A 24616-nucleotide genomic window follows, 5' to 3' on the forward strand; every position below is an offset into this window, starting at 1 on the left:
CCCGTTTGGTATGCGAAAGTGACGCGCACGTAAGAAGTGTGTGACGACCGTGTTACGTCGGCCCTCGGAGCGCGGGGCCGCACTTAGCGTGGCCGACGTGATCCCCTTCCTCGCCCGCCGACTGGCCCTCGCCGTCGCCACGGTCCTCACCGTGGTGACCATCGCCTTCGTGCTCGGCCGCGCCACCGGAGAGCCCGGGGCGCTGCTGCTGCCCGACAACGCGACGCAGTCCGACATCGACGCCCTCAACGGCGCGCTCGGATTCGACCGACCCCTGGTCGTCCAGTACCTCGACACGCTCGTCGGCCTCGTCACGGGCGACTTCGGCGACTCGTACCGACTGCGCGAGTCGGCCCTCGGCCTCGTGCTCGAGCGGGTGCCCGCCACGGTGGAGCTCGCCTTCTGGGCCTTCGTCATCGGGCTCGCCCTCGCGGTCGCCGCCGCGCTGACGATCCAGCTCACCGGCAGCCGGGCGCTGCGGGCGGTCGTCGGCTGGGCGGGCGCGATCCGCCAGTCGGTTCCCGACTTCTTCTTCGCGCTCCTCCTCGTGCTCGTGTTCTCGGTGCTGCTGGGGGCGCTGCCGTCGCTCGGTCGTACGGGCTACGCCAGCCTGGTGCTGCCGGTGGCCACCCTGGCGACCGGGCAGTTCGTCATGTACCTGCGCCTCCTCGACTCCGCCCTCAGCGAGCAGGCCGGGCAGGACCACGTCCGCACCGCGATCGCCCAGGGGCAGAGCCGGATGCGCGTGCTCGTCACGAGGATGCTCCCGAACGCGGCGCTGCCCGTGCTCGGCATGGCCGGCCTCAACCTCGGTGGCCTGCTCGGCGGCACGGTCGTCGTGGAGGTCGTCTTCGCCTGGCCGGGCCTCGGCAAGCTGCTGACGGACGCCGTCAGCCAGCGCGACTTCCCGATCGTGCAGGCAGGGCTCGTCTTCGTGGCCCTCGCCTTCGTCGTCGTCAACACCGCGGTCGACGTGCTCGTCCACCGCGTCGACACCCGGACGGCCGCCGCGTGACCGCCGCGCCGCTCGTCGCCGTCGCGACGCCGGTCGTCCGCCGCTGGCGCCCCCGGCCCGGAGCCGTCGTCGGCGTGCTGATGCTCGTCGTCGTCGTGGGGCTGACCGCGATCGTGCCGCTGCTGCCCGGCCGCGACCCGATGGCGCAAGACCTGCGCGCCGCGCTGCTGCCGCCCTTCACCGACCCGGCCCACCCGCTCGGCACCGACGCCCTCGGCCGCGACCTGCTCGCCCGCATCGCGCTCGCCTCCGCCGTCACGCTCGGCATGACCCTGCTCATCGTCGTGATGAACGCGGTCATCGGCACGACGATCGGGGTGCTGGCCGGCTGGGCCGGCGGCAAGCTCGACGCCGTCGTCACCTGGCTCAGCAACGTCACGCTCGCCATGCCGGTCGTGCTGCTGCTCATCGCCGTCTGCGCCGTGCTGCGGCCGAGCGCGGGGCTGACGATCGTCGTGCTCGGCTGCACCTGGTGGGTCGGCTACGCCCGGGTCACCCGCACCGTCGCCGCGTCGCTCCGCCGCCAGGACTTCGTCGTCTCGCCGCTGACCCAGGGCGCCGACACCGTCTGGGTCCTCGTGCGGCACATCGTGCCGAACGTGTGGCCGCACACCCTCATCATCGCCGCCACCGACATCGCCACGATCGTGCTCATCACCTCGTCGCTCGAGTACCTCGGGCTCGGCGTGCAGCCGCCCGTGCCGAGCTGGGGCTCGATGATCTTCGACGGCCAGCGGCACCTCGCGGGCGACCCGTGGCTCGCGCTGCTGCCGGGGCTCGTGATGTTCCTCGCCGTCGGCGGGGCCCAGTTCGTCAGCCAGCAGTTCACCGCCGAGACGCGCGGCGGCCTGCTGCGCACGGGAGGAATGCGATGACCACCGTCCTGCAGGTCGACGACCTCCGCGTCGAGACCGTCGGCGACGCCCCGCGCACCCTGGTCGACGGGGTCTCGCTCCGCGTCGACCGGGGCGAGTCGCTCGGCGTCGTGGGCGAGTCGGGCTCGGGCAAGAGCCTCACCGTCCTCGCCGCGCTCGGGCTGCTGCCCGTCGGCACCCGCGTCGCCGGCGGCCGCATCGTGGTCGACGACCACGTGCTGGTCGACGTCGAGGCCGGTCGCTGGGCGAGCGACCGCGAGCTGCGGGCCCTCCGAGGCCGCACCGCCGCCATGGTCTTCCAGGACCCGATGTCGTCGCTCGACCCCCTGCGAGCCGTCGGCGCCCAGGTCGCCGCCGCCGTGCGGGTGCACGACCGGGGGCTCGGCCGTCGCGCGGCCCGGGAGCGCGCGGTCGAGCTGCTCACCTCGGTCGGGGTCCGCGACGCCGCCGAGCGCGCGGGCACCCGCCCGCACCAGTGGTCGGGCGGCATGAGGCAGCGCGCGATGATCGCCATGGCGATCGCCCACGACCCCCTCCTGCTCATCGCCGACGAGCCCACCACCGCCCTCGACGTCACGGTGCAGGCCCAGGTCATGGACCTGCTCGCCGAGGTGCGCGAGCGCACCGGCTCGGCCCTCGTGCTCATCACCCACGACCTCGGGCTCGTCGCCGAGAACAGCGACCGGCTCGCCGTGATGCACCACGGCCGCGTCGTCGAGACGGGCGAGACGCGCGCGGTGCTCGCGGCCCCGGCCGAGGAGTACACCCAGCGCCTCATGGCCGCCGTGCCCGCCGAGCAGGAGCGCACGGCGCCGGCAGTCCGCGTCGGCGAGCCCGACGCGCTCGCGGCCGACGACATCGTCGTCGAGTACCGCGTCGCCGGCCGCCGCGAGCCGGTGCGCGCCGTCGACGGGGTCACGCTGCGGATCGCCGCCGGCGAGACCGTCGCCGTCGTGGGGGAGTCGGGCTGCGGCAAGTCGTCGCTCGCCAAGGCCGTGCTCGGCATCCAGCCCGCGACCTCGGGCCGCGTCGCGCTCGGCGGCACCCCGGTGCGCGCGGCGCTCGCCGAGCGGTCGGCGCTGCAGCGCGAACGGGCCCAGATCGTCTTCCAGGACCCGTGGTCCGCGCTCGACCCGAGGCTGACCGTGCACGAGATCGTGGCCGAGCCGCTGCGCATCCGTCGCGCCTACGACACGGCGACCGTCGCCCGCCTGCTCGACGACGTCGGCCTCGACGAGAGCTTCGCCCGGCGCCTGCCCGCCCAGCTCTCCGGCGGTCAGCGCCAGCGGGTCGGCATCGCCCGCGCGCTCGCCCTGCGGCCGCGGCTGCTCGTGCTCGACGAGCCCGTCTCCGCGCTCGACGTGTCGATCCAGGCCCAGGTGCTCGAGCTGCTCGACGCCCTCCAGCGCGAGCACGGGCTCGGCTACCTCTTCATCTCGCACGACCTCGGGGTCGTGCGCAGCATCGCCGACCGGGTCGTCGTCATGCAGCACGGCCGCGTCGTCGAGGAGGCGCCCACCGCCCAGATCTTCGCCGACCCGCAGCACCCGTTCACGCGGCAGCTGCTCGACGCCGTGCCCCGGCTCACGGGGCCCCGCCGCGGCGCGGGCCGCTGACCGCCCCCGACCTCGCACCCTCCGACCCTCCCGCCGCGCCACCCACCGAAACGAGGACCCCCATGCCCCGACCCGCCACCCGCCGTCGCCGGACGCTCGCCGCCGGCACGCTCGTCGCCACCGGCACCCTGCTGCTCACCAGCTGCGCCGGCGACTTCGACGACGCCTCCGCCGAGGGCGAGACGCCGACGTCGATCGTCGCCGCCATCCCGACCGACCCGACCTCGATGGACCCGATCCGCTCGGGCGCGCTCGTCGTGCTGTCGGTGTTCTTCCACACCTTCGACCAGCTGACGACGATCACGGCCGACGGCGAGCTCGCCCCGAAGCTCGCCACCGAGTGGACGTCGAACGACGACCTCACCGAGTGGGAGTTCACCCTCCGCGAGGGCGTCGAGGCCAGCAACGGCGAGGCGATCACGGCGGAGGACGTCGCGTTCTCGTACCAGGCGATCCTCGACGACGAGACGAGCGAGAACTTCGCCTACCTCAGCTCGGTCGCCTCGGTCGAGGCCGTCGACGACCTCACCGTGCGGTTCACGCTCACGTCGCCGTTCTCGGCCTTCCCGCGGACGACGTCGCTGATCTCGGTCGTCCCGGCCGACACCTACCAGGAGGAGGGCGCGGACGCCTTCGCCCAGGCGCCCGTCGGCTCGGGGGCCTACGTCTTCGACAGCGTCCGCACGGGCGTCTCGTACGACCTCGTCCGCAACGACGACTGGTGGGGGGAGGCGCCCGCGATCGAGCGCATCTCGATCCAGCCGGTGTCGTCCGACGAGTCGCGCGTCAACGGCGTGCTGTCGGGCAGCCTCGACGTCGCCCCGATCGGGCCGACCCAGGTGTCGGCGGTCGAGGGCCAGGACTCGGCGCAGGTCTTCTCGGCGCTGTCGAACGGCGTCGTCTTCCTCGGCGTGAACAGCACGAGCGGGGTGCTGACCGACGTCCGCGTGCGGCAGGCGATCGGGCTCGCGATCGACGACGAGGCCATCACCGAGGGGCTGCTCTCCGGCCTCGCCGAGCCGGCCAAGGCGACCCTCGCGCCCGCCGTCGAGGGCTACAGCGACGACGTCGAGGACGCCGGCTACGACCCCGACCGCGCCCGGGAGCTGCTCGCCGAGGCGGGCTACGCGGGCGAGACCATCCCCTTCGACTACGCCACCGACGGTCGCATCCCGCTGTCGTCCGAGGTCGCCCAGACCGTGCAGGCGTCGCTCGCCGACGTCGGCATCACGACCGAGCTGCGCGGGGCCGACCAGCAGGCGCACACCCTCAAGGTGCGGGGCCGCGAGATGCAGGGCATCTACCTGAACACGTGGGCCCCCTCGACCGTCGACGGCGACCTGCCGCTCACCGACCTCTACGAGCCCGCCGGCAACAACAACTACGCCCAGGACCCGAAGACCGCCGAGCTCGCCACCGCCCAGCGCGCCGTCACGGGCGAGGCCCGGCAGGAGGTCTTCGCCGAGCTGCTCGACTACAGCAACGAGCAGGGCTACTACGTGCCGCTCTACGTGCCGATGAACAACTACGCGGCCGACCCCGACCTCGACTGGACGCCGCGTGCCGACGGACTGTTCGACTTCACGCAGACGAGCTTCCGGTGAGCGGGGCCGGTCCCGGCAGCGCCCTGCTCTCCGACGTGCGGCCGTGGGGCGGACCGCCCGCCGACGTGCGCGTCGTCGACGGCGTGATCGCCGAGCTGCTGCCCGTCGGCACCGTCCCGGGGGCGGGAGAGGACGTCGTCGACGGGCGGGGGCGCCTCCTGCTGCCCTCGTTCGCCGACGTGCACGTGCACCTCGACTCGACGGGGCTCGGGCTGCCCTTCCGGCCCCACACGGGCACGCCGGGCGTCTGGGGCATGATGCTCAACGACCGCGCGAACTGGCGAGGCGCGGAGGCGCCGATCGCCGACCGCACGACCGAGGCGCTCGGTCGCATGGTCGCCCGGGGCACCACGAGCGCCCGCAGCTACGCGCAGGTCGACGTCGACGCGGGGCTCGAGCGGCTGCAGGCCGTGCTGGCCGCGAAGGAGGCGCACCGCGACCGGGCCACCGTCGAGGTCATCGCCTTCCCGCAGGCGGGGCTGCTGCGCGAGGCGGGCTCCGTCGAGCTGCTCGACGAGGCGATGTCGCAGGGGGCCGACGTCGTGGGCGGCATCGACCCGTGCCTGCTCGACCGCGACCCGGCACGTCACCTCGACCTGGTCTTCGGGCTCGCCGAGAAGCACGACGCCCCGATCGACGTGCACCTGCACGAGCCCGACCAGCTGGCGAAGTTCTCGGCCGAGCTGATCGTCGAGCGCACGCGGGCCCACGGGATGACCGGTCGCGTCACGATCTCGCACGGCTACGGGCTCTCGGCGCTGCCGCGCGAGGAGCTGCTGCCGCTCGTCGAGCAGTTCGCCGAGCTCGACATCGCCTGGGCGACCATCGCCCCGCCGAGCCCGCTGCCGACGCTGCTGCTCGCCGAGCACGGCGTGCGCGTCGGGCTCGGCGAAGACGGCCAGCGCGACTACTGGTCGCCGTACGGCAACGCCGACATGCTCGACCGCACCTGGCAGCTGGCCTTCACGAACGGCTTCCGCCGCGACGAGCACGTCGAGCACTGCGTCGCCGTGGCGACCGTCGGCGGCCGGTCGGTGCTCGGCACGGCCCCCGCCCTCCGCGACCACCTCGACCGGCCCGGGGCCTCGGTCGGCGACCCGGCCGACCTGCTGCTCGTCGAGGGCGAGACCGTGACCGCCGCGGTCATGGACCGCTCGCCCGACCGCACCGTGCTCTTCCGCGGTCGCGTGGTCGCCGACGGGCTCGAGCTGACGGGCGCCGCATGATCGTGCTCACCGCCTCCGACCTCGAGGGCCTCGTCGACCGCGCCGCCACCGAACGGGCCGTCGAGCGGGTCTTCGCCGACGTCGCCCGCGGCGTCGCCGACCAGCCCGCCCCCACCTCGATGAGCACCCCGGCGGGCACCGGACGCTACGTGCTCATGGCCGCGCTGTCGGAGACGACCGGCACCGCCGCGGTCAAGCTGCTCGCCGACGTGCCCGACAACGCGGGCCGCGGCCTGCCGACGCAGCGGTCGCTCATCACGGTGCTCGACCGCGCGACCGGGGCGCCGGTCGCCCTGCTGCACGGGGGAGTGCCCACCCGGGTGCGCACCGCGGCGGCCAGCGCCGTCGCGACCCGGGCGCTCGCCCGCGACGACAGCCGCGTGCTCGGCCTCGTCGGCGCGGGCGCGCTGGCGCGGGAGCACGTGGAGGCGCTCCGTCACGTCCGCGACTGGAGCCGCCTGGTCGTCTGGTCGCGCTCCGGCTCCCGGGCCCGGGCCCTCGTCGACGACCTCGAGTGGGACGGCGCCGTCGAGGTCGTCGACGCCTGCGACGACGTGCTCGACCGGGCGGACGTCGTCTGCACGCTGACGCCGTCGGTCGAGCCGATCGTGCACGGCGACCGGCTGCGGCCGGGGCAGCACCTCAACGTCGTCGGGGCCCGGCCGCGACCCGACGAGCGCGAGGTCGACGCGGTCGCCATGGCGAGATCGTCGGTCTGGGTCGACGACCTGGCCACGGCGCGCTCGAAGTCGGGCGACCTCATGCTCGCCGTGGCCGAGGGGGCGCTCACGCTCGACGACGTGGTCGGCACGGTCGGCCAGGTCGTCGCGGGCCTGCGCCCCGGGCGGACGAACGCGCACGAGATCACCCTGTTCGACTCGGTCGGCATCGGCGCGCAAGACCTCGCGATCGCCGACCTGCTCGTGCGGGCCGCGCGCGAGCGGGGCGTGGGCCTCGAGCTCGACCTCGCCGGGTAGACGGGGGTCGCCGCACCGCGGATCGGCCCGCAGATGGCGACGAGTCCCGGCGCGGTGCGCGAGACGCGGTCCGGTGCCCGGAGAGCCCCACGGGGTACAGGGCGACGCGACCGCCTCGGGAGGCGCGGGGCGGCAGACCGGCGCCGCCCCGCGCCTCCTGCGGTCCGGTCCGCACCCGGGGTACACGCGCTGTCCGCCGAACGTGTGACCCGTGTGGGGGCTGCCTGTTCTGGGGTCTGTGGGGGGTGCCGTACTGGTCGGTACGGTCAGCCGACCCTCCGGGAGACGTGTGCCCGATCACGTGCGCCGAGGGGTCGATCACGACCCGACCCGCGCCGACCCTGCCGTCGCGCACCTCCCCGAAGAGGCCTCATGCCGTTCTCCCTGCCTGCCCACCGCGCCGACCCCGCTCGCGCCCGCCTCGTCGCGCGACGCGTGCTCGCCGGGGGCGTCGCCACGCTGCTCGCCGTCGGCGTCGTCACGACAGCGGCGCCGAGCGCGCCGGTGACCGCGTCGGTCGCCGCGCTCTCGTGCGACCAGAACACGCTGTACGCGGTCGGCAGCGACAAGACGCTGCGGGCGATCGACCTGTCGGCGACGAGCGACCCGACCACGGTCGCGACCTTCCCGAACGCCAACAACGGACTCGGCATCAGCGCGGGCGGCAAGAAGGCGTACGCCCTCGTCAACAGCACGACCGCCGACACCGTCCTCGACACGTACGACACCGACGCCGCCGTGCCGATGAGCTCGACGACCGGGATCGAGCCCGGCGGGCGCACGATCCTCCGCGGCGGCGTCGACCCGTCGAACGGCCTCTACTACTACGCGAACGGCGACCTGAGCCCGAAGGTCGGCGGGGTCGACACGACCACCGTGCCGCCGACCGGACTCGGCCAGGTCGCCACGGTCGACATCCCCGGCGCGGTCGCGAGCTCGCGCAACGACGCGCGCGGCAACGGCGACCTCGCCTTCAGCCGCAGCGGCACGATGTTCCTGCTCTACGACCAGATGGTGCAGCGCGTCGGCGGCGAGCTCCCCTCCGCGAAGAAGGCGACGCCCGAGACGCTGCCTTCGACGAACGTCGCGACCCTCGCCGCGTCGACCCGCGCCAACGGCGTCGCGTTCTCGCAGGACGGCTACCTCTTCCTCTCGTCGACCGCGAACGGCAACAGCACGATCACCAAGGTGGACCCGACCTCGGGCGCCGTCGTCGGCACTCCTCGCACGGTCAGCGGCGTCGCGATCACCGACCTCGCCACCTGCAACTACCCCAACACGACCTCGGCCACCACGACGATGGGCGAGCGCAAGGACGCCGACGACGGCTTCACCATCTCGCTCACCGGCGACAACGCGCCCGACCGCGCACCCGTCACCGCCAGCACCGGCCAGGGCGTCGACACCGCGACCGCCGGCCCGATCCTCGCCGTCGGCGGGGCGACGTACACCGTCGAGCAGAAGCCCGGCTCGACCACGAGCGCCGCCGACTACGCGACCACCTGGCAGTGCGCGGACGGCACGTCGAAGCCCGTCTCCGACGGGTTCGGCTCGAAGGCCAGCTACACCCAGCCCCGCTCGACGAGCGAGTCGTCGTCCGAGATCAGCTGCACGTTCACGAACGTGCTCGCGGGCACCGCGACCGACGACACCGGCGTCGACGCCGTCTCGGGCGAGCCGACCGTGCTCGGCCAGCTGACCGCGAACGACGAGGGCACCGGCCTGACGATCACCTCGGTGACGCAGGGCAGCCAGGGCGGCCGGGTCGTCCTCGACCGTGACGGCACCGTCACCTACACGCCCTCGACGGCGTTCTCGGGCACCGAGACCTTCACGTACACGGTCACCGACGCGGGCGGCAACACCTCGACCGCGACCGTCACCACCACCGTCACGCCGCGCGCGGCCGACGACGCCGACATCCGCGTGCCGGCCGTCCCCGCCGACGCGACGGGCGCCGCCGCCACCACGACGATCCCCGCCGCCGCGCTGCTCGGCAACGACGCGGGCGCGGGCCTGCACCTCACCGACGTGACCGTCACGTCGGGCGGGGGCAGCGCCTCCGTCGACGCCGACGGGAACGTGGCCTACTCGCCCGTGCCCGGCGCCTCGGGCCCCGTGACGCTGTCGTACACGGTCGCCGACTCCTCCGGCGCGACCTCGACGGCCACCGCCGCCGTGATCGTCGAGCCGAAGGCCGTCGACGACGCGAAGACCGTCGCGGGCGGCCAGTCGACCACCTTCACCGACCTGCGCGGCAACGACCGCGGCACGGACCTCGAGGTCGTCGACGCGGCCGTGCTCACCGGCGGCGGCTCGGTCGCCGTCGCGAAGGGCGACGTCACGTACACGCCCGAGCCGGGCTTCTCCGGCGTCGCGACGATCAGCTACACGATCCACGACGCCTCGGGCACGCCCAGCACGGCGACCGTCACGATCACCGTGAAGCCCGCCCCCGTCGGCGACGTCAAGACCGCCACCTCGGGCGTCGCGACGACCTTCACCGACCTGCGCTCCAACGACCAGGGCGTCGACCTGACCATCACGGCCGTGACCCAGGGCAGCGCGGGAGGCGCGGTGTCGATCACCGACGACGGCGACGTCTCGTACACCCCCGCCACCACCTTCTCGGGCACCGAGACCTTCGAGTACACGACGACCGACGCCGCCGGGAACACCGAGCAGGCCGTCGTCACGGTGACCGTCGCGCCCCGGGCCACCGACGACGCGCGCACCACGCCCGTCGGCGGCACCGCCACGTGGAAGGACCTCACGACGAACGACGCGGGCAGCGACCTCGTCGTGACGAGCGTCACGGGCGGCCGACCCGGCAGCACCGTCACGCTCGCCGCCGACGGCTCGGTCACGTACACGGCACCCCCCGGTTACTCGGGCACCGACGCCGTCACCTACGTCGTCACCGACGGCGCCGGCCAGGTCTCGGCGCCGGCGACCGTCACGGTCACCATCGCCCCGACCGCGGGCGACGACGCGCGCGCCACGACCACCGACGCGCCCGTCACGCTGAGCGACCTCCGCGCGAACGACGCGGGCAGCCTGCTGACGATCACGGCCGTGGGCGATCCCGACAAGGGCGGCAGCGCCTCCCTCGGGTCCGACGGCACCGTCACGTACACGCCGCTGAAGGGCTTCTCGGGCACGGAGACGTTCACCTACACCGTCACCGACTCGGCCTCGCAGAGCCGCACGGCGACCGTCACGATGACCGTCGCGCCCGTCGCGACCGACGACGCGTACCGCACCGCGGTCGACGTGCCGCTGACGCTGACCGACCTGCGGGCGAACGACCGCGGCACCGCGCTGCGCGTCACGGCGGTCTCCGCCTGCACCGCCGGCGGCACGGCCGTCGTCACCGGACGCGACGTGGTCTTCACGCCGAAGGGCGGCTGGTCGGGCGTCGACACCTTCACCTACACGGCGACCGACGTCGAGGGCCAGCAGGTCACCGCGACCGTCACGGTCACCGTCGTGCCGACCGCCGTCGACGACGCGGGCACGGCGCAGGCCGGCACCCCCGTCACCCTCACCGCGTTGCGGGCGAACGACGCCGGCGACGCCCTCCGCGTCACGGCGGTGCGGGGGACCAGCGCCGGAGGCGCGGTGTCCGTCACCCCGGACGGCGACGTCGCCTACACGGCCGCGTCCGGCTTCTCGGGGCGCGAGACCTTCGACTACGAGGTGACCGACTCCGCGCGGCAGACCGCCACGGCGACCGTCGTCATGACCGTCTCGCCGACCGCCGTCGCCGACCGCCGCCTCGCGACGGCCGACACGACCGTGGCCCTCACCGGGCTGCGCGACAACGACCTCGGCAGTGGCCTGCGCATCACCTCGGTCACCCGGGGCGACCAGGGCGGCACGGCCACGATCGGCGCGGACGGCGACCTGCGGTACACGCCGGCCACCGGCTTCTCGGGCGTCGAGCTGCTCGACTACACCGTGACCGACTCGTCGGGCGGCACGAGCACGACGACCGTCACGATCGTCGTCGCGCCGACGGGCTCGCCCGACACGCGCCGCACCGTGGTCGGCCAGTGGACCGTCTTCAGCCTGCTGGGCGACCTGCACGGCCGCGGCTTCCGCCTCGTGTCGGTGAGCGACCCGAAGCACGGCGTCGCGACCTTCACCGCCAACGGGACGGTCAGCTACGTGCCGCTCGACGGCTTCTCGGGCGTCGACACCTTCGGCTACCGGGTCGTCGACCAGGCCGACCAGCCGGTCGAGGACACCATCACGATCACCGTCACGCCGACCGCCACGGTGGACTCGTTCCGCACCGCGGGCGACACGGCGATCACGCTGTCGCAGGCCCAGATCGTGGGCAACGACCGCGGCAGCGACCTCACGGTCGCGACCGTCGGCGACCCGAGCTCCGGCTCGATCGCCCGCGGCGCGGACGGCAGCGTCGTCTTCACGCCGGCGAAGGGCTTCGCCGGCACGGTGACCTTCCCCTACACGGCGGTCGACAGCTCGGCCCTCGAGGCGGAGTCGGTCGTGACGATCGTCGTCGACGCGGTCGTGACGCCTCCGGTGACGGACCCGCCGGTGACGACGCCTCCGGTGACGGACCCGCCGGTGACGACGCCTCCGGTGACGGACCCGCCGGTGACGACGCCTCCGGTCACGGACCCGCCGGTGACGACGCCTCCCGTCACGGACCCCCCGGTCACGACGCCGCCCGTCACCGACCCGCCGGTCACGACGCCGCCGGTCACGACGCCTGACGACGGCCCCGCCCCCGTGGCGGTGCCCGACAGCGGCACGCTGACCGCGGGTGCCGGCCACGACCTCGTGGTCCGTCCCGGGAAGGGCGTCCTGTCGAACGACAGCGGCACCGGGCTCACCGTCGCGCTCGACGGAGCACCGCGCCACGGCACCGTCGAGCTGGCCGCGGACGGCTCGTTCACGTACACGCCCGACGCGGGCTTCTCGGGGACCGACACCTTCACGTACACGCTGACCGACGCCTCCGGACGCACCACCACCGGCGTCGTGACGATCGTCGTCACCCCCACCGCGGTCGACGACGCCGCGCACGTCCGGGCCGGCGGCACGCTGACGCTCGGCGGCTCGGGCTCCCACGCGGCGCACGGCCTGCTCGACAACGACTGGGGCAGCTCGCTGCTCGTGGTCGGCCACGCCGAGGCGGCGCACGGCACGCTGAGCATCGGCTCGGACGGCTCGGTCACCTACGTGCCGGCGCCCGGCTTCTCGGGGGTCGACGTGGTCACCTACGACGTCGTCGACGCCGAGGGCCGCACGAGCAGCGCGACGCTGACCGTCACGGTCGACGTCTCGGCGGTCGACGACGCCGGCAGCACGATCGCCGGACGGCCCTTGACGGTGCCCGCCGACCGCGGGCTGCTGGCGAACGACTCCGGCTCGTCGTTGACTGCCGCCCTCGCGACGCCCCCGTCGCACGGCACGGTGACGGTCGCGGCCGACGGCTCGTACGTCTACACGCCGACCGCCGGGTTCTCGGGCGTCGACACGTTCACGTACACGGCGACCGACGCCGACGGCGCGTCGACCACGGCGACGGCGACCATCACGGTGGTCTCCGCGGCCGCGGCGGAGGACGACCACCAGGTCGCCCTGCCCGGCCGCCCGGTCACGGTCGACCCGATCGCCAACGACACCCCGACGGGCGGGTCGCAGCTCGACCCGACGACCGTCGTCGTGATCGACCCGGCGACCGGCGAGGGCGTGCCCTCGGTGACGGTGCCCGGCTACGGCACCTGGACCGCGGGCGACGACGGGAAGGTCACCTTCACCCCGGTGCCCGGCCTCGTCGGGGACGCGTCGATCGACTACCAGGTGACCGACACCGCCGGCCAGACGATCACCGGCACGATCACGGTGTCGTACCCGACGCTGCTCGCCTTCACGGGCTCCGACTCGGCCACGGCCGCCGTCGGCGCCGGGGTGCTGCTGCTGCTCGCCGGGCTCGCGCTCGTCCTGCTGCGTCGCCGCCGCCCGGCCGGCCCCCTGCGCCGCCCCCGGCACTAGTCGCCGCGGCCGTTCCCTCGAGGGCGGGTGCCCGTGCTCGAGGGCGGGTGGTTCGCTGCCCGCCCTCGGTGACGGAGACCCGCCCTCGGCAGTACCTGGGCCGGGACGGAGCCGTGCCCAGGGCGGTGTCGGCGGCGGCATGTATCTTCATGTCGAGAGATCCCCCGCGAGTAGCGTGGGGTCCGCACGCACGCAGAGCGACACGAGGGAGCACCAGCAGGCATGTCACGGATCATCTACACGCTCACGGACGAGGCGCCGATGCTGGCGACCTACTCGTTCCTGCCCATCGTCCAGGCCTACGCCCGCACCGCCGGCGTCGAGGTCGAGACCCGCGACATCTCGCTCGCGGCCCGCATCATCAGCCAGTTCCCCGAGCGGCTCACCGACGAGCAGCGACAGGGCGACGCGCTCGCCGAGCTGGGGGCCCTGGCGAAGACGCCCGAGGCCAACATCATCAAGCTGCCGAACATCTCGGCCTCGATGCCGCAGCTGAAGGCCGCCGTGGCCGAGCTGCGCTCGCAGGGCTACGACCTGCCCGACTACCCCGACTCGCCCGCGACCGACGACGAGCGCGACGTCAAGGCGCGCTACGACCGCGTCAAGGGCAGCGCCGTCAACCCCGTGCTGCGCGAGGGCAACAGCGACCGCCGCGCGCCGCTCTCGGTCAAGAACTACGCCCGCAAGCACCCGCACCGCATGGGCGCGTGGACGGCCGAGTCGAGGACGAACGTCGCGACCATGGGCGTCGACGACTTCCGCTCGAACGAGAAGACCGTCGTGATCCCCGCCGACGACACCCTCCGCATCGAGCACGTCGGCGCCGACGGCTCGACGACGGTGCTGCGCGAGTCGATCCCCGTGCTCGCCGGCGAGGTCGTCGACGGCACGGTGCTGCACGTCGCGGCGCTGCACGAGTTCCTCGCCGCGCAGATCGCCCGGGCCGAGGCCGAGGGCGTGCTGTTCTCGGTGCACCTCAAGGCCACGATGATGAAGATCAGCGACCCGATCCTCTTCGGGCACGTGATCCGCGCCTTCTTCCCCCGCGTCTTCGAGCAGTACGGCGACGACCTGCGAGCCGCCGGGCTCGACCCCGCCAACGGCCTCAACGGCATCCTGCAGGGCCTCGCCGCGCTGCCGAACGGCGACGAGATCAAGGCCGCCTTCGACCAGGGCATCGCCGACGGCCCCGACCTCGCGATGGTCGACTCCGACAAGGGCGTCACCAACCTGCACGTGCCCTCCGACGTCATCGTCGACGCCTCGATGCCCGCCATGATCCGCACCTCGGGCCACATGTGGGGCCCCGACGGCGACGAGCACGACACGCTCGCCGTGATCCCCGACTCGAGCTACGCCGGCATCTACCAGGCCGTGCTCGACGACTGCCGCGCGAACGGCGCCTTCGACCCCGCGACGATGGGCTCGGTGCCCAACGTCGGTCTCATGGCACAGGCCGCGGAGGAGTACGGCTCGCACGACAAGACCTTCGAGATCCCCGCCGACGGCACGGTGCGCGTCCTGAACCAGGCCGGCGACGTGCTCATCGAGCACGAGGTCGCGACCGGCGACATCTGGCGCGCATGCCAGACGAAGGACGTCCCGATCCGCGACTGGGTCAAGCTCGCCGTGACGCGCGCGCGCGCCAGCAGCACGCCGGCCGTCTTCTGGCTCGACGAGAGCCGCGCCCACGACGCGACGCTCATCGAGCTCGTGCGCGGCTACCTCGCCGAGCACGACACCGACGGCCTGCAGATCGAGATCCTCTCGCCGGTCGACGCCATGGCGTTCTCGCTCGAGCGCATCCGCCGGGGAGAAGACACCATCTCGGTCACCGGCAACGTGCTGCGCGACTACCTCACCGACCTCTTCCCGATCATGGAGCTCGGCACCTCGGCCAAGATGCTCTCGGTCGTGCCGCTCATCAACGGCGGCGGGCTGTTCGAGACCGGCGCCGGCGGCTCCGCCCCGAAGCACGTGACGCAGCTCGTCAAGGCCGACTACCTGCGGTGGGACAGCCTCGGCGAGTTCCTCGCGCTGGCCGTCAGCTTCGAGCACCTCGCGACCGCCACCGGCAACGCCAGCGCCCAGGTGCTGGCCGACACGCTCGACGCCGCGACCGGCCGCTTCCTCGACGAGAACCGCTCGCCCGGACGCGCCATCGGCACGATCGACAACCGCGGCAGCCACTTCTACCTGGCGCAGTACTGGGCCGACGAACTGGCCGGCCAGACAGTCGACACCGAGCTCGCCGCCGCGTTCGGCCCGCTCGCCGCGTCGCTGCACGCCGACGAGGAGGCCATCGTCGCCGAGCTCATCGCCCCCCAGGGCAGCCCCGTCGACATCGGCGGGTACTACCACCCGGACGCCGCGAAGACCGAGGCCGTCATGCGGCCGTCGGCCACGCTGAACGCGGCGCTCGCGACGCTGTAGGCAGGCGGGGCGGCGGCCGTCGCCCTCGGAACCCCGTTCCGTTCACAGAACCCCGTTCCTTCGTGGTTCTTCGAGCGGAACGGGGTTCTTTCGCGTCGCGGGGCAGCTCGCGTCCGCCCCGAACAGAGCGCCGGAGGCGCGGCTCAGCCCCGCAGGGAGCCCCGCGTCGCCCGCGTCACCGCGCGCACGATCGCGGCCCGGGCATCGCGCCCGGCCCGGGTCGGCAGCAGCGGGTACGCATGCACCTCGCCGACGCCCTCGTGCCACTCGACCGCGACGCCGGCCTCCGTCGCCGCCGCGCGGAGCAGGTGCGCATCGGGGTTGAGCACGTCGCGGGTGCCGGTGAAGACGGTCAGCGGCCCGAGGCCCGCGAACTCGCCGAAGAGCGGGCTCACGACGGGGTCGCGGAGGTCGAGGGCGCCGCGCCAGTGCTCCGCGAGGACACGTCCGCCCGGGGTGCCGAGCCACGGGTCGGTGGGCTGCACGTCGGGGATCCGCGGGTTCTCCCAGGTCAGGTCGAGCGCGGGCGCGATGAGCACGGTCCCCGCCACGTCGGTCCCCGCGTCGCGGAGCGACTGGGCGGCGGAGAGCACGATCTGTCCGCCGGCGCTGTCGCCCGCGAGCACCACCGGGCCCTGCGCGGTGGCGACCAGGTCGGTGAGGCCGACCCGCGCCTCCTCGGCGGTCCCGAACGGCACGAGCCGGTAGATCGGCAGGACGACGGTGGTGCGGGCCTCGGCCGCGAGCTGCGCGGCGAGGTGCCAGTGCTGCACGACGATCTCGCCCACCCAGCCGCCGCCGTGCGCGTAGACGACCGTGCCGGCCGAGTCGCCGTCGCGGCGGGTCAGCGTGTAGACCGGCCAGCCGCCGCGCTGCTCGACGTCGACCCGTACGTCGGAGCGCAGCGCGCTCGGCGGCCCGAACGGAGCGGGCCGGAGCGAGCTGCGCCGGATGCGCCGACGCGCCCCGGCCGCGGTGACGAACGTGCTGTTCGCCCTCGTGACCCGCAGGAAGACCGGCACCAGCCACCGCGGCGCGACCACCCGCGCCGCGAACGGCACGCGGACGGGACGAGCAGCGGCAGCGGCGGAGGCGGAGGCGGGCACGGCGGAACGCGGTCGGCGGGTCACGGGCGCGACCCTACTCGGCGTACGTGTAGAAGCCCGCGCCGCTCTCGCGCCCGGTCTTGCCGTGGTCGAGGTAGTCGCGCTGGATGATCTCCGCGAACGCCTCGCCCTCGGGCCCGCCCGCGACCGAGACGGCGTGCACCGTGCGGAGGCCGATCACGTCCATGATCTGGAACGGCCCGAACGGCGCCCCCGTGCCGATGCGCCAGGTCGTGTCGACGGTCTCGGGCTCGGCGACGCCCTTGACGAGCAGCGCCGACGCCGCGTTGAGCAGCGGCACGAGGAGGGAGTTGAGCACGTAGCCGGGCTGCTCCTTCTTGAGCTCGATCGGCACCATGCCCATGCCGCGGGCGAACTCGACGACGCGCTCGTAGACCTCGGGCGAGGTCTCGGTGGTGCCCATCACCTCGGCGGTGTTGTTGATCCAGATGAGGTTCGCGAAGTGCAGCGCGAGGAATCGGTCGGGCCGCCCGGTCGCGTCGGCGAGGGCGCTCGGCAGCAGGGTCGACGAGTTCGTCGCGAGCACGGTGCGCTCCGGCAGCAGGGGTGCGAGCCGCGAGTAGAGGTCGCGCTTGAGGCCGAGGTGCTCGGGCACGGCCTCGATCACGAGGTCGGCGTCGGCGACGGCCTCGGCGAGGTCGGAGGAGTACGAGAGGCGACCCAGCGCCTCCTGCGTCGCCTCTTCCGTCGCGCCGCGGAGGCCCTGCGGCGTGAGGTAGGTCGCGGCGAGCCCGGTGAACCGCGCGCGACCGGCCTCGAGGGCCTCGTCGCTCACGTCGTACGCGGTCACGGTGCTGCCGCTGTACGCCGCCTGGAACGCGATCTGCGCGCCGAGCACGCCCGTGCCGAGCACGGTCACGCGGCGGAGGTCGGAGCCGTGAGCGCCGGAGGCGCGGGTCGCGTCGTCCGCGGAGGTCGCGGACGCGGCGGTGCCGGTCGCGGCGGGGCCGCTCGGCGCGGCGGGGCTGGTGGTGTCGGTCATGAGGAGGTCCTTCCGGAGGGGGTCGTGGGGGTCGAGGAGGAGGAGGTCGTGGCGGGCGCGGCTGCGGGGGTCGAGGCGGACGAGGCGCCGCCGGCCGGGCGGTGGCCGCCGAACACGAGCCCGTCGCCGCGGACGCGCCCGAGCCGGAACAGCACGAGGTCGCGCAGGTAGTTCTGGTGCAGCCGCCACGGCGCGTGCGCGCCCTGGCGCGGCAGCAGGTGCAGGCCGCGGGCGACGTAGCCCGAGCGGAGGTCGATCAGCGGGCTGAGCTCGCCGAGGCGGCCCGGCCGTGTCGGTGCGGCGGGCGTGACGCGGGTCTCGCCCCGCGCCTCCATGCCGTGCAGCACCCGCTCGACGAAGCGGACGACGAGGTCGATCTTGAGCGTCCACGAGGCGTTCGTGTAGCCGACGGCGAAGGCCATGTTCGGCACGCCGTCGAGCATCGCGCCCTTGTAGGCGACGTGGTCGGCGGGGTCGACCGGGCTTCCGTCGAGCGTGAGTCGCATGCCGCCGAAGAGCTGCATCGTGAGGCCGGTCGCGGTGACGATGACGTCGGCGGGAAGCTCCTCGCCCGACGTCAGCCGCACGCCGCCGGGCGTGATCGTGTCGATCGTGTCGGTGACGACGCGGGCCGTCCCGTCACGGAGCGCCCGGAACAGGTCGCCGTCGGGCACGACGCAGAGGCGCTCGTCCCACGGGTCGTAGCGCGGGGTGAAGTGGCGGTCGACGTCGAAGCCCTCGGGCAGGCGGGCGGCGACCCGCGAGCGGAGGAAGCGCTTCGTGCGCTCGGGCGCTCGCCGGCTGAACTGGTAGGTGAGCAGGCCGCCGGCGATGCCCCGCCAGCGCGAGACCCGGGCGGAGGCTCGCAGCCCGATCCGCCTCGACCTCGGCAGCAGGCGCCGGTCGATCGAGGGCAGCGAGGTGACCCAGGTCGGGGAGCGCTGCAGCATCGTGACGCGGGCTCCCTCGCGGGCGAGCGCCGGGACGAGGGTCATCGCCGTCGCGCCGCTGCCGATCACGACGACGTCGCGCCCGGCGGTGTCGAGGTCGTCGGGCCACTGTTGCGGGTGCACGAAACGACCGGTGAAGTCGTCCTCGCCGGGGAAGGTCGGCCGGTGCCCCTGGTCGTACCGGTAGTAGCCCGAGGCGAGGAAGAGGAACACCGTCGTGAGCTCGGTCGTGCGGGGCTCGCCGGTCGCGCGGGGCTCGCCGGTGCCGGTGCCGGTGCCGGTGCCGGGGGCGTTCTGCTCGCCGGTCTCGACCGTGAGGCGCCAGCGGTCGTCGTCCGACGACCAGTCGGCCGCGACGACGCGGTGCCCGTACCGCACGAGGCGGTCGACGCCGGTCTCGGCGGCGGTGTCGCGGATGTACTGCAGGATCGTCGCGCCGGGGGCGATCGCTCGGCGGTCGGTCCAGGGGCGGAACGGGTAGCCGAGGGTCGCCATGTCGCTGTCGGAGCGGACGCCCGGGTAGCGGAAGAGGTCCCACGTGCCGCCGCTCACGGCCCGCGACTCGAGGATCGCGATGCGCCGGTCGGGGAAGGCGGCCCGGAGGCGCGCCGCGGCTCCGATGCCCGAGAGGCCCGCGCCGACGATGACGATGTCGAGGTCCGTCGCGGTGGCGTCCGCGACGTCGCCGGGGTCGCCGCTGCTGTCCGAGCTGCTCTGGTCGGGGGCCGTCGTGGTCATGCTCCGACTCTATCGACACTGTGTCGAGAGCATCAACAGCATGTCGAGAACACTCAGGAGAGCGGTACCATCGGGGGATGCCTGCCGATCTCGACGCCGCCTCCGCGCCTCCTGCGGGTCCTGGCTCTGCTGCTGCTTCTGCTGCGGGTGCGGCGGCTGGTCCGGGTGCGAGCGCCGGGGCGCCGCGCGGGCGACGGGCGGCGCGCGTGTCGGGCGACGAGCGGGAGTCGGCGATCCTCACCACCGCCGACCGGCTGCTCGGCGAGAAGGACTTCTCGGCCCTCACGATCGACGACCTGGCCCGCGGCGCCGGCATCTCGAGGCCCACGTTCTACTTCTACTTCGCCTCGAAGCGAAGCGTGCTGCTGGCGCTCCTCGACCGGGTGGCGCGCGAGGCGTCGCGGCGGTCGGCAGAGGTCTTCACCGGGCTCGAGGACGATCCGGCCGCGACCTGGCGACGCGTGATCGCGGCGTTCTTCGACACGTTCGCGCAGCATCCGGGCGTCGTGTCGGCCGTCGTCGGCGCCCGCGGCACCGACCCGGAGCTGGTCGAGCAGTGGTCGCGGCTGCTGCAGGGCTGGATCGACGAGACCGCCGCCGCGATCGAGCGCGAACGGACGCGCGGCGCCGCCGTCGCCGGCCCCGACCCGCGCGTGCTCGCGACGAGCCTCAACCTGCTCAACGAGCGCGTGATCATGGCCGCGCTGACCGAGCCGAGCCTGCCCGCGGCGGCGGTCGACCCCGTCGACACCCTGCTGCACGTCTGGCTGAGCAGCATCTACGGCGTCGCCGGCCCCGCCCGCTGACCCCGCGCGGTGCCCGCGTCGTCCGCGCTGCACCGTCGGACCGGCGTTGCACCGTCGGGACGAGGGGTGCGACGCCGGGTCGGGGGTGCGACGTGCACGGGGCGGCGCCCACCTCGGTGGTGCGCGTCGCGCTCTGGGCGTCGCGTCACGTTCTGGCGCGACGTGACGTCGAGAACGCGACGCGACCCGGGGGTGCGGCTCGGGCCACGGTGCCCGGCGGGGGGAGGACGGCAGGAGGCGCGGCGCCCGTGGGCACCGCGCCTCCTGATCCGCAGCCGGTCGGCTAGTGCTGCGCGCCCGAGTGGTCGAACGTGCCGGCCGCGCGGCGGCGGCGGGCGACGAGCACGGCTCCCGCAGCGACGAGCATCGCGGCGAGCAGCAGGGCGGGGAGGGCCTCCGACCCGGTGAAGGCGAGGGGGCCGCCGCCGGCCGTGCCGGCACCGGGCACGACGCCCGCGCCGTCGCTGCCGTCGCTGCCGTCGCCGTCGCCGCTGCCGGGCACCGGGCTGGCCGAGGCCGTCGGGGCGGGGGCGACCGCTCCGTCGGCGACCGTCACCGCGGCGTCCAGCACGACGCCCGACTGCACGCCGGTCAGCGTGACCGTCGCGGAGCCGAGCTCGTCGGGCGCCGTGACCGAGAAGGTCGCGACGCCGTCGATCACGTCGACGGTGCCGAGGTCGACCGGGTCGCCCGCGGCCGGCGTGAGCACGCCCGAGACCTGGCGGTCGCCGGCGACGCCGCTGGCCGTCACGTCGAACGTCGCACCCGGCGCGACCTCGGCGGGCGCCGAGACGGTCGCGTCGGCGCTGAGGCCGTCGAGGTCACGGTCGAGCTGCAGCGCGTTCACGATCGTGAAGAAGTTGTCGGTCTGGTCGATCAGGCCGACGACGTTCGCGGCGCCGGGGCCGTAGCCGGCGACGCGCAGCTGCGTGCCGGTGTGCTGCTGCGACCCGCCCTCGGCGGCCGTGCCGTAGGCGATCTTCATGGTGGAGCCGTCGACCGTGGTCAGCGCCGTGCTGAGCGTCGCCGGCGGGGTGCTGTCGACGATCTGGCTGGTGTGCGCGTGGTCGGCGGTGACGATGACCATCGTGTTCCCGTCGGCCTCGGCGAACTCGAGCGCGGCCTGCACGGCCTCGTCGAGGTCGAGCACCTCGCCGATCTGTCCGCACGCGTCGGCGCTGTGGTCGCGCTTGTCGATGGAGGCGCCCTCCACCTGCAGGAAGAAGCCGGCGTCGCCGTCGAGCAGGTCGATCGACTTCTCGGTCAGCGAGCGGAGGCTGAGGTCGGTCGAGAGGCGGGCGGGGTTCGGCTGGCAGGTCTGCGGGGCGAGGTCCGCGCCTCCCACGGTGGCGGTCGTCGCGGCGTAGCGCGTCGGGAAGTTGCCGTCGGTGAAGGTGCCGAGCACGGGAGCCGTCTGGTCGGCGGCGGTCACGGCGTCGAGCCCGGCGGCGTCGCGGACCACCTGGTAGCCGCGGTCGGCGGCCTGGTCGAAGAGGGCCGAGCCCTCGTACTGGCCGGCGCGGGCGGTCTGCGTGAACGAGGCCGCGCCTCCGCCGAGGGTCAGGTCGGCGCGCGTGCCGATGATCTGCTCGCTGATCGAGCCGAGCCCGCCCTGGTCGAGCGCGTCGTCGCCGCACTGCTCGACGGTGTCGGGGCCGTAGCAGCTGCGCGCCGCGACGTGGGCGGCCTGCACCGCGGGGGTCGCGTCCTGGAGCTCGGCGGTCGAGACGTTGCCCGTCTTGAGGCCGTTCGCCTTCGCGATCTCGAGCAGCGTGTCCTGGGGGGTGCCCTCGACGTCGACCGAGATGGCGTTGTCGTAGGTCTTCGTGCCGGTGGCCCAGGCCGAGCCGGTCGCCGCGGAGTCGGGCACGTAGTCGGGCTTGCCGGCGTTCGGGCCGCTCTTGTTCAGCGAGTACGTCGTGTACTGGCCCGTCAGCGGGAGCGAGTCGATGCCGGGCAGCGTCCCGCCCGCGCCGTAGGCGTAGTTGCGGGCCGAGGTGATCTCGGAGTCGCCCATGCCGTCGCCGATCAGCAGGATCACGTTCTTCGCCGGGCCGGCCTGCACCGAGTCGAGGAGGGCCTGGGTGCTGTCGTCGATGCTGCGGGCGGCGCCGCCGTTCTGCGCGACGTCGGCAGGGGTCGCGGCCAGGGCCGCGGTGGGGACGAGGACGAGGGAGGCGGCGATCGCCACCGCCCCCGTGGCGAGGGCCGCGCGGGGGCGGCGGGTGCGAGTGGTCACGTGTGTTCCTGCTCCAGTGATCGACGGTGCGGGGAGGGTCCACCCCTGATCGGGGACCTCGCCAGTCGAACGGCCGGAGGTGGCCGCGGGGGGTCGCGGAGGTGTCGTCGCGGTGACCGGGCGGCGACGAGTTGCAGGGCGCGCAGCGACTCGAGCGGGGCCGGGCGCGGATGCGGGTGCGGGACCGGGGCCGGGTGCGGGCCTACTGCACCGCGGCCGTGAGGCGGGCGACGTTGTCGAGCACCTGGAGCCCGGCCGGGCGGGACAGCCACGCGTCGAGCTTGACCTCGCGCGACCTCGACCGGTAGTCGTCCTCGACCTCGCGCATGCGCGTGACGAAGTGCGAGCTGCGCACGAGCAGCGACACCTCGAAGTTGAGGCTGAACGAGCGCATGTCCATGTTGCTCGAGCCGACGACCGCGACGTCGTCGTCGACCGTGAAGTGCTTCGAGTGCAGCACGGTGGGCTTCTCGTAGAGGAAGATGCGCACCCCGGCGCGCAGCAGCGTCTCGTAGTACGAGCGCTGGGCGTGGTAGACGAGGAACTGGTCGGCGACCTCGCACGCGAACAGCTGCACGTCGACGCCGCGCTCGGCGGCCGTCGTGATCGCGTAGAGCATCGAGTCGTCGGGCACGAAGTAGGGGCTCGCGATGATGAGGCGCTCCTGGGCGCCGTAGACCAGCGCGTTGAACAGGCGCAGGTTGTTCTCGCCGTCGAACCCCGGCCCGCTCGGCACGACCTGGCAGTCGATCGCGTCGGGGCCGGTCGCGCGGCGGACCTTCTCCGGGTCGCGGTCGATCACCGGCAGGTCGTCGGTCTCGCTGTACCAGTCGGTGAGGAACAGGGCGTTGAGGCCGATCGCGGCCGGCCCGTCGAGCCGCACCATGAGGTCTTTCCACTGCAGCCCGCGACGGATGTTGCCGCGCTTGTTGTAGCTCGGGTCGGTCATGTTCTGCGAGCCGGTGAAGGCGACGTCGCCGTCGACGACGACGATCTTGCGGTGGTTGCGCAGGTCGGGCCGGCGCCACATGCCCTTCGTGGGGTGGAACGGCAGCATCTCCTCGAAGGCGATGCCCGAGGCGCGCAGCCAGTCTCTCGTGACGCGGCCCTGCGGGTTGCGGATCGTCGCCCAGTGGTCGTAGAGCACCCGCACGGTCACGCCGCGCTGGTGGGCGCGCGCCAGGGCGTCGAAGAACGGGAAGGTCGTCTCGTCGCGCGTGAGGATGTAGAACTCGACGTGGACGTACTGCTCGGCCTCGTCGACGGCGGCCGTCATGGCCTCGATCGAGCTGCGGTAGTCCGGCAGCAGCCGTGCGGTGTTGCCCGGGCTGAGGGGCATCGCCCCCAGGGTGCGGTTCAGCTGGACGACGGTGCCGAACCAGGGCGGGTCGGTCTCGACCGTGGCGGACTTCGTGTCGAGGTCGGCCGTGCTGTCGAGGATGCGCTGGTTGATCTCGCGCTGCTTCTCACGACGGTCGCGCGGCAGCTTCGTCGAGCCGATCAGCCCGAACAGCAGGCTGCCGGGGATCGGCGCCACGAAGATCGTCATCAGCCACGCCATCGCCGAGCTCGGACGCCGGTTGCGCGGCACGGCGACGACCGCCACCACCCGGATCACGATGTCGACCACGAGCACGACCGTCGGGAGTGCCTTGAGCACGGAGCGCCATCTCATCTGCTGATCCTCCCAGGCGGCGCCGACCCGCGCCTCCCCGGTTCGCTGTGGATGTGCACGAGCGCGCTCGGCGGACAGCGGGGGAGGAGGCGCCGGACTCGAGTCCCTGTCTTGCGCGGTCGCCCGAGGGTGCCTAGCCTCGACGCGTGATCATCTCCCGCAGCGCGACGCCCTCGGGGCGATCGGGGGTCGTCGGCGGTTCGTCCGCCGGCTCCAGGTAGACGTCGACCTCGTCCGATCGACCTCCCTGACCACGACCACCCCTGCTGCTGCCCGATCGTCGCGCCGACGCACGTGCGCCCGACCGACCGCTCGCCCGTCCA

The 24616-nt window shown here is 73.8% G+C and carries 14 protein-coding genes; 9 read left to right on the top strand and 5 right to left on the bottom strand.

Features of this window, described 5'->3' with window-relative positions:
* The first annotated feature begins 97 nt into the window (after positions 1–97).
* The 8 genes from EDF38_RS14995 (at position 98) to EDF38_RS15030 (ending at position 15776) form a co-directional block, all read left to right on the top strand.
* Positions 98–1015, top strand: a complete 918-nt coding sequence (locus EDF38_RS14995; RefSeq protein WP_158613398.1) for an ABC transporter permease — start codon at positions 98–100, stop codon at positions 1013–1015.
* The gene (locus tag EDF38_RS15000) at positions 1012–1890 is read left to right on the top strand and encodes an ABC transporter permease (RefSeq protein WP_123356763.1); all 879 of its coding nucleotides are present in this window, start codon (positions 1012–1014) and stop codon (positions 1888–1890) included. The genes EDF38_RS14995 and EDF38_RS15000 overlap by 4 nt, the downstream gene beginning before the upstream one ends.
* Positions 1887–3506 (top strand): ABC transporter ATP-binding protein, encoded by a 1620-nt coding sequence (locus EDF38_RS15005; RefSeq protein WP_123356765.1) that lies wholly within the window; start codon positions 1887–1889, stop codon positions 3504–3506. The genes EDF38_RS15000 and EDF38_RS15005 overlap by 4 nt, the downstream gene beginning before the upstream one ends.
* A gap of 62 nt (positions 3507–3568) precedes the next feature.
* A complete protein-coding gene (locus EDF38_RS15010) occupies positions 3569–5110 on the top strand; it encodes an ABC transporter substrate-binding protein (RefSeq protein WP_123356767.1) in 1542 nt (513 codons plus the stop codon).
* Positions 5107–6336: an amidohydrolase family protein gene (locus EDF38_RS15015; protein WP_233572487.1), complete on the top strand. Its 1230-nt coding sequence runs from the start codon at positions 5107–5109 to the stop codon at positions 6334–6336. The genes EDF38_RS15010 and EDF38_RS15015 overlap by 4 nt, the downstream gene beginning before the upstream one ends.
* Positions 6333–7313: an ornithine cyclodeaminase family protein gene (locus EDF38_RS15020; protein ID WP_123356769.1), complete on the top strand. Its 981-nt coding sequence runs from the start codon at positions 6333–6335 to the stop codon at positions 7311–7313. Before EDF38_RS15015 ends, EDF38_RS15020 begins: the two co-directional genes overlap by 4 nt.
* Before the next feature lie 372 nt (positions 7314–7685).
* The gene (locus EDF38_RS15025) at positions 7686–13343 is read left to right on the top strand and encodes an S-layer family protein (RefSeq protein ID WP_158613399.1); all 5658 of its coding nucleotides are present in this window, start codon (positions 7686–7688) and stop codon (positions 13341–13343) included.
* Positions 13344–13565: 222 nt separating this feature from the next.
* Positions 13566–15776: an NADP-dependent isocitrate dehydrogenase gene (locus EDF38_RS15030; RefSeq protein WP_123356773.1), complete on the top strand. Its 2211-nt coding sequence runs from the start codon at positions 13566–13568 to the stop codon at positions 15774–15776.
* Between the two features lie 143 nt (positions 15777–15919).
* Here EDF38_RS15030 and EDF38_RS15035 read toward each other — a convergent pair whose 3' ends face one another.
* The 3 genes from EDF38_RS15035 to EDF38_RS15045 are packed head-to-tail and all read right to left on the bottom strand — an operon-like array spanning position 15920 to position 19573.
* On the bottom strand, positions 15920–16906 hold the full coding sequence (locus EDF38_RS15035; RefSeq protein ID WP_233572488.1) for an alpha/beta hydrolase fold domain-containing protein: 987 nt from the start codon (positions 16904–16906) through the stop codon (positions 15920–15922).
* 10 nt (positions 16907–16916) lie between these two features.
* A complete protein-coding gene (locus EDF38_RS15040) occupies positions 16917–17885 on the bottom strand; it encodes a 3-hydroxyacyl-CoA dehydrogenase (protein ID WP_123356775.1) in 969 nt (322 codons plus the stop codon).
* The gene (locus tag EDF38_RS15045; protein ID WP_123356777.1) at positions 17882–19573 is read right to left on the bottom strand and encodes an NAD(P)/FAD-dependent oxidoreductase; all 1692 of its coding nucleotides are present in this window, start codon (positions 19571–19573) and stop codon (positions 17882–17884) included. The genes EDF38_RS15040 and EDF38_RS15045 overlap by 4 nt, the downstream gene beginning before the upstream one ends.
* 77 nt (positions 19574–19650) lie before the next feature.
* On the opposite strand from EDF38_RS15045, the gene EDF38_RS15050 reads away from it, so the two are divergent.
* A complete protein-coding gene (locus tag EDF38_RS15050) occupies positions 19651–20379 on the top strand; it encodes a TetR/AcrR family transcriptional regulator (protein WP_123356779.1) in 729 nt (242 codons plus the stop codon).
* A 283-nt stretch (positions 20380–20662) separates the two neighbouring features.
* Here the strand turns inward: EDF38_RS15050 and phoA are convergent, their stop codons facing one another.
* Together phoA and cls are read right to left on the bottom strand one after the other, a co-directional pair.
* Positions 20663–22618: an alkaline phosphatase gene (gene phoA, locus EDF38_RS15055; protein ID WP_123356780.1), complete on the bottom strand. Its 1956-nt coding sequence runs from the start codon at positions 22616–22618 to the stop codon at positions 20663–20665.
* 202 nt (positions 22619–22820) lie between these two features.
* On the bottom strand, positions 22821–24293 hold the full coding sequence (gene cls, locus EDF38_RS15060; RefSeq protein WP_123356782.1) for a cardiolipin synthase: 1473 nt from the start codon (positions 24291–24293) through the stop codon (positions 22821–22823).
* Positions 24294–24616: the final 323 nt, after the last annotated feature.

It is taken from the genome of Frigoribacterium sp. PhB160, assembly GCF_003751785.1.
Lineage (GTDB): Bacteria > Actinomycetota > Actinomycetes > Actinomycetales > Microbacteriaceae > Frigoribacterium.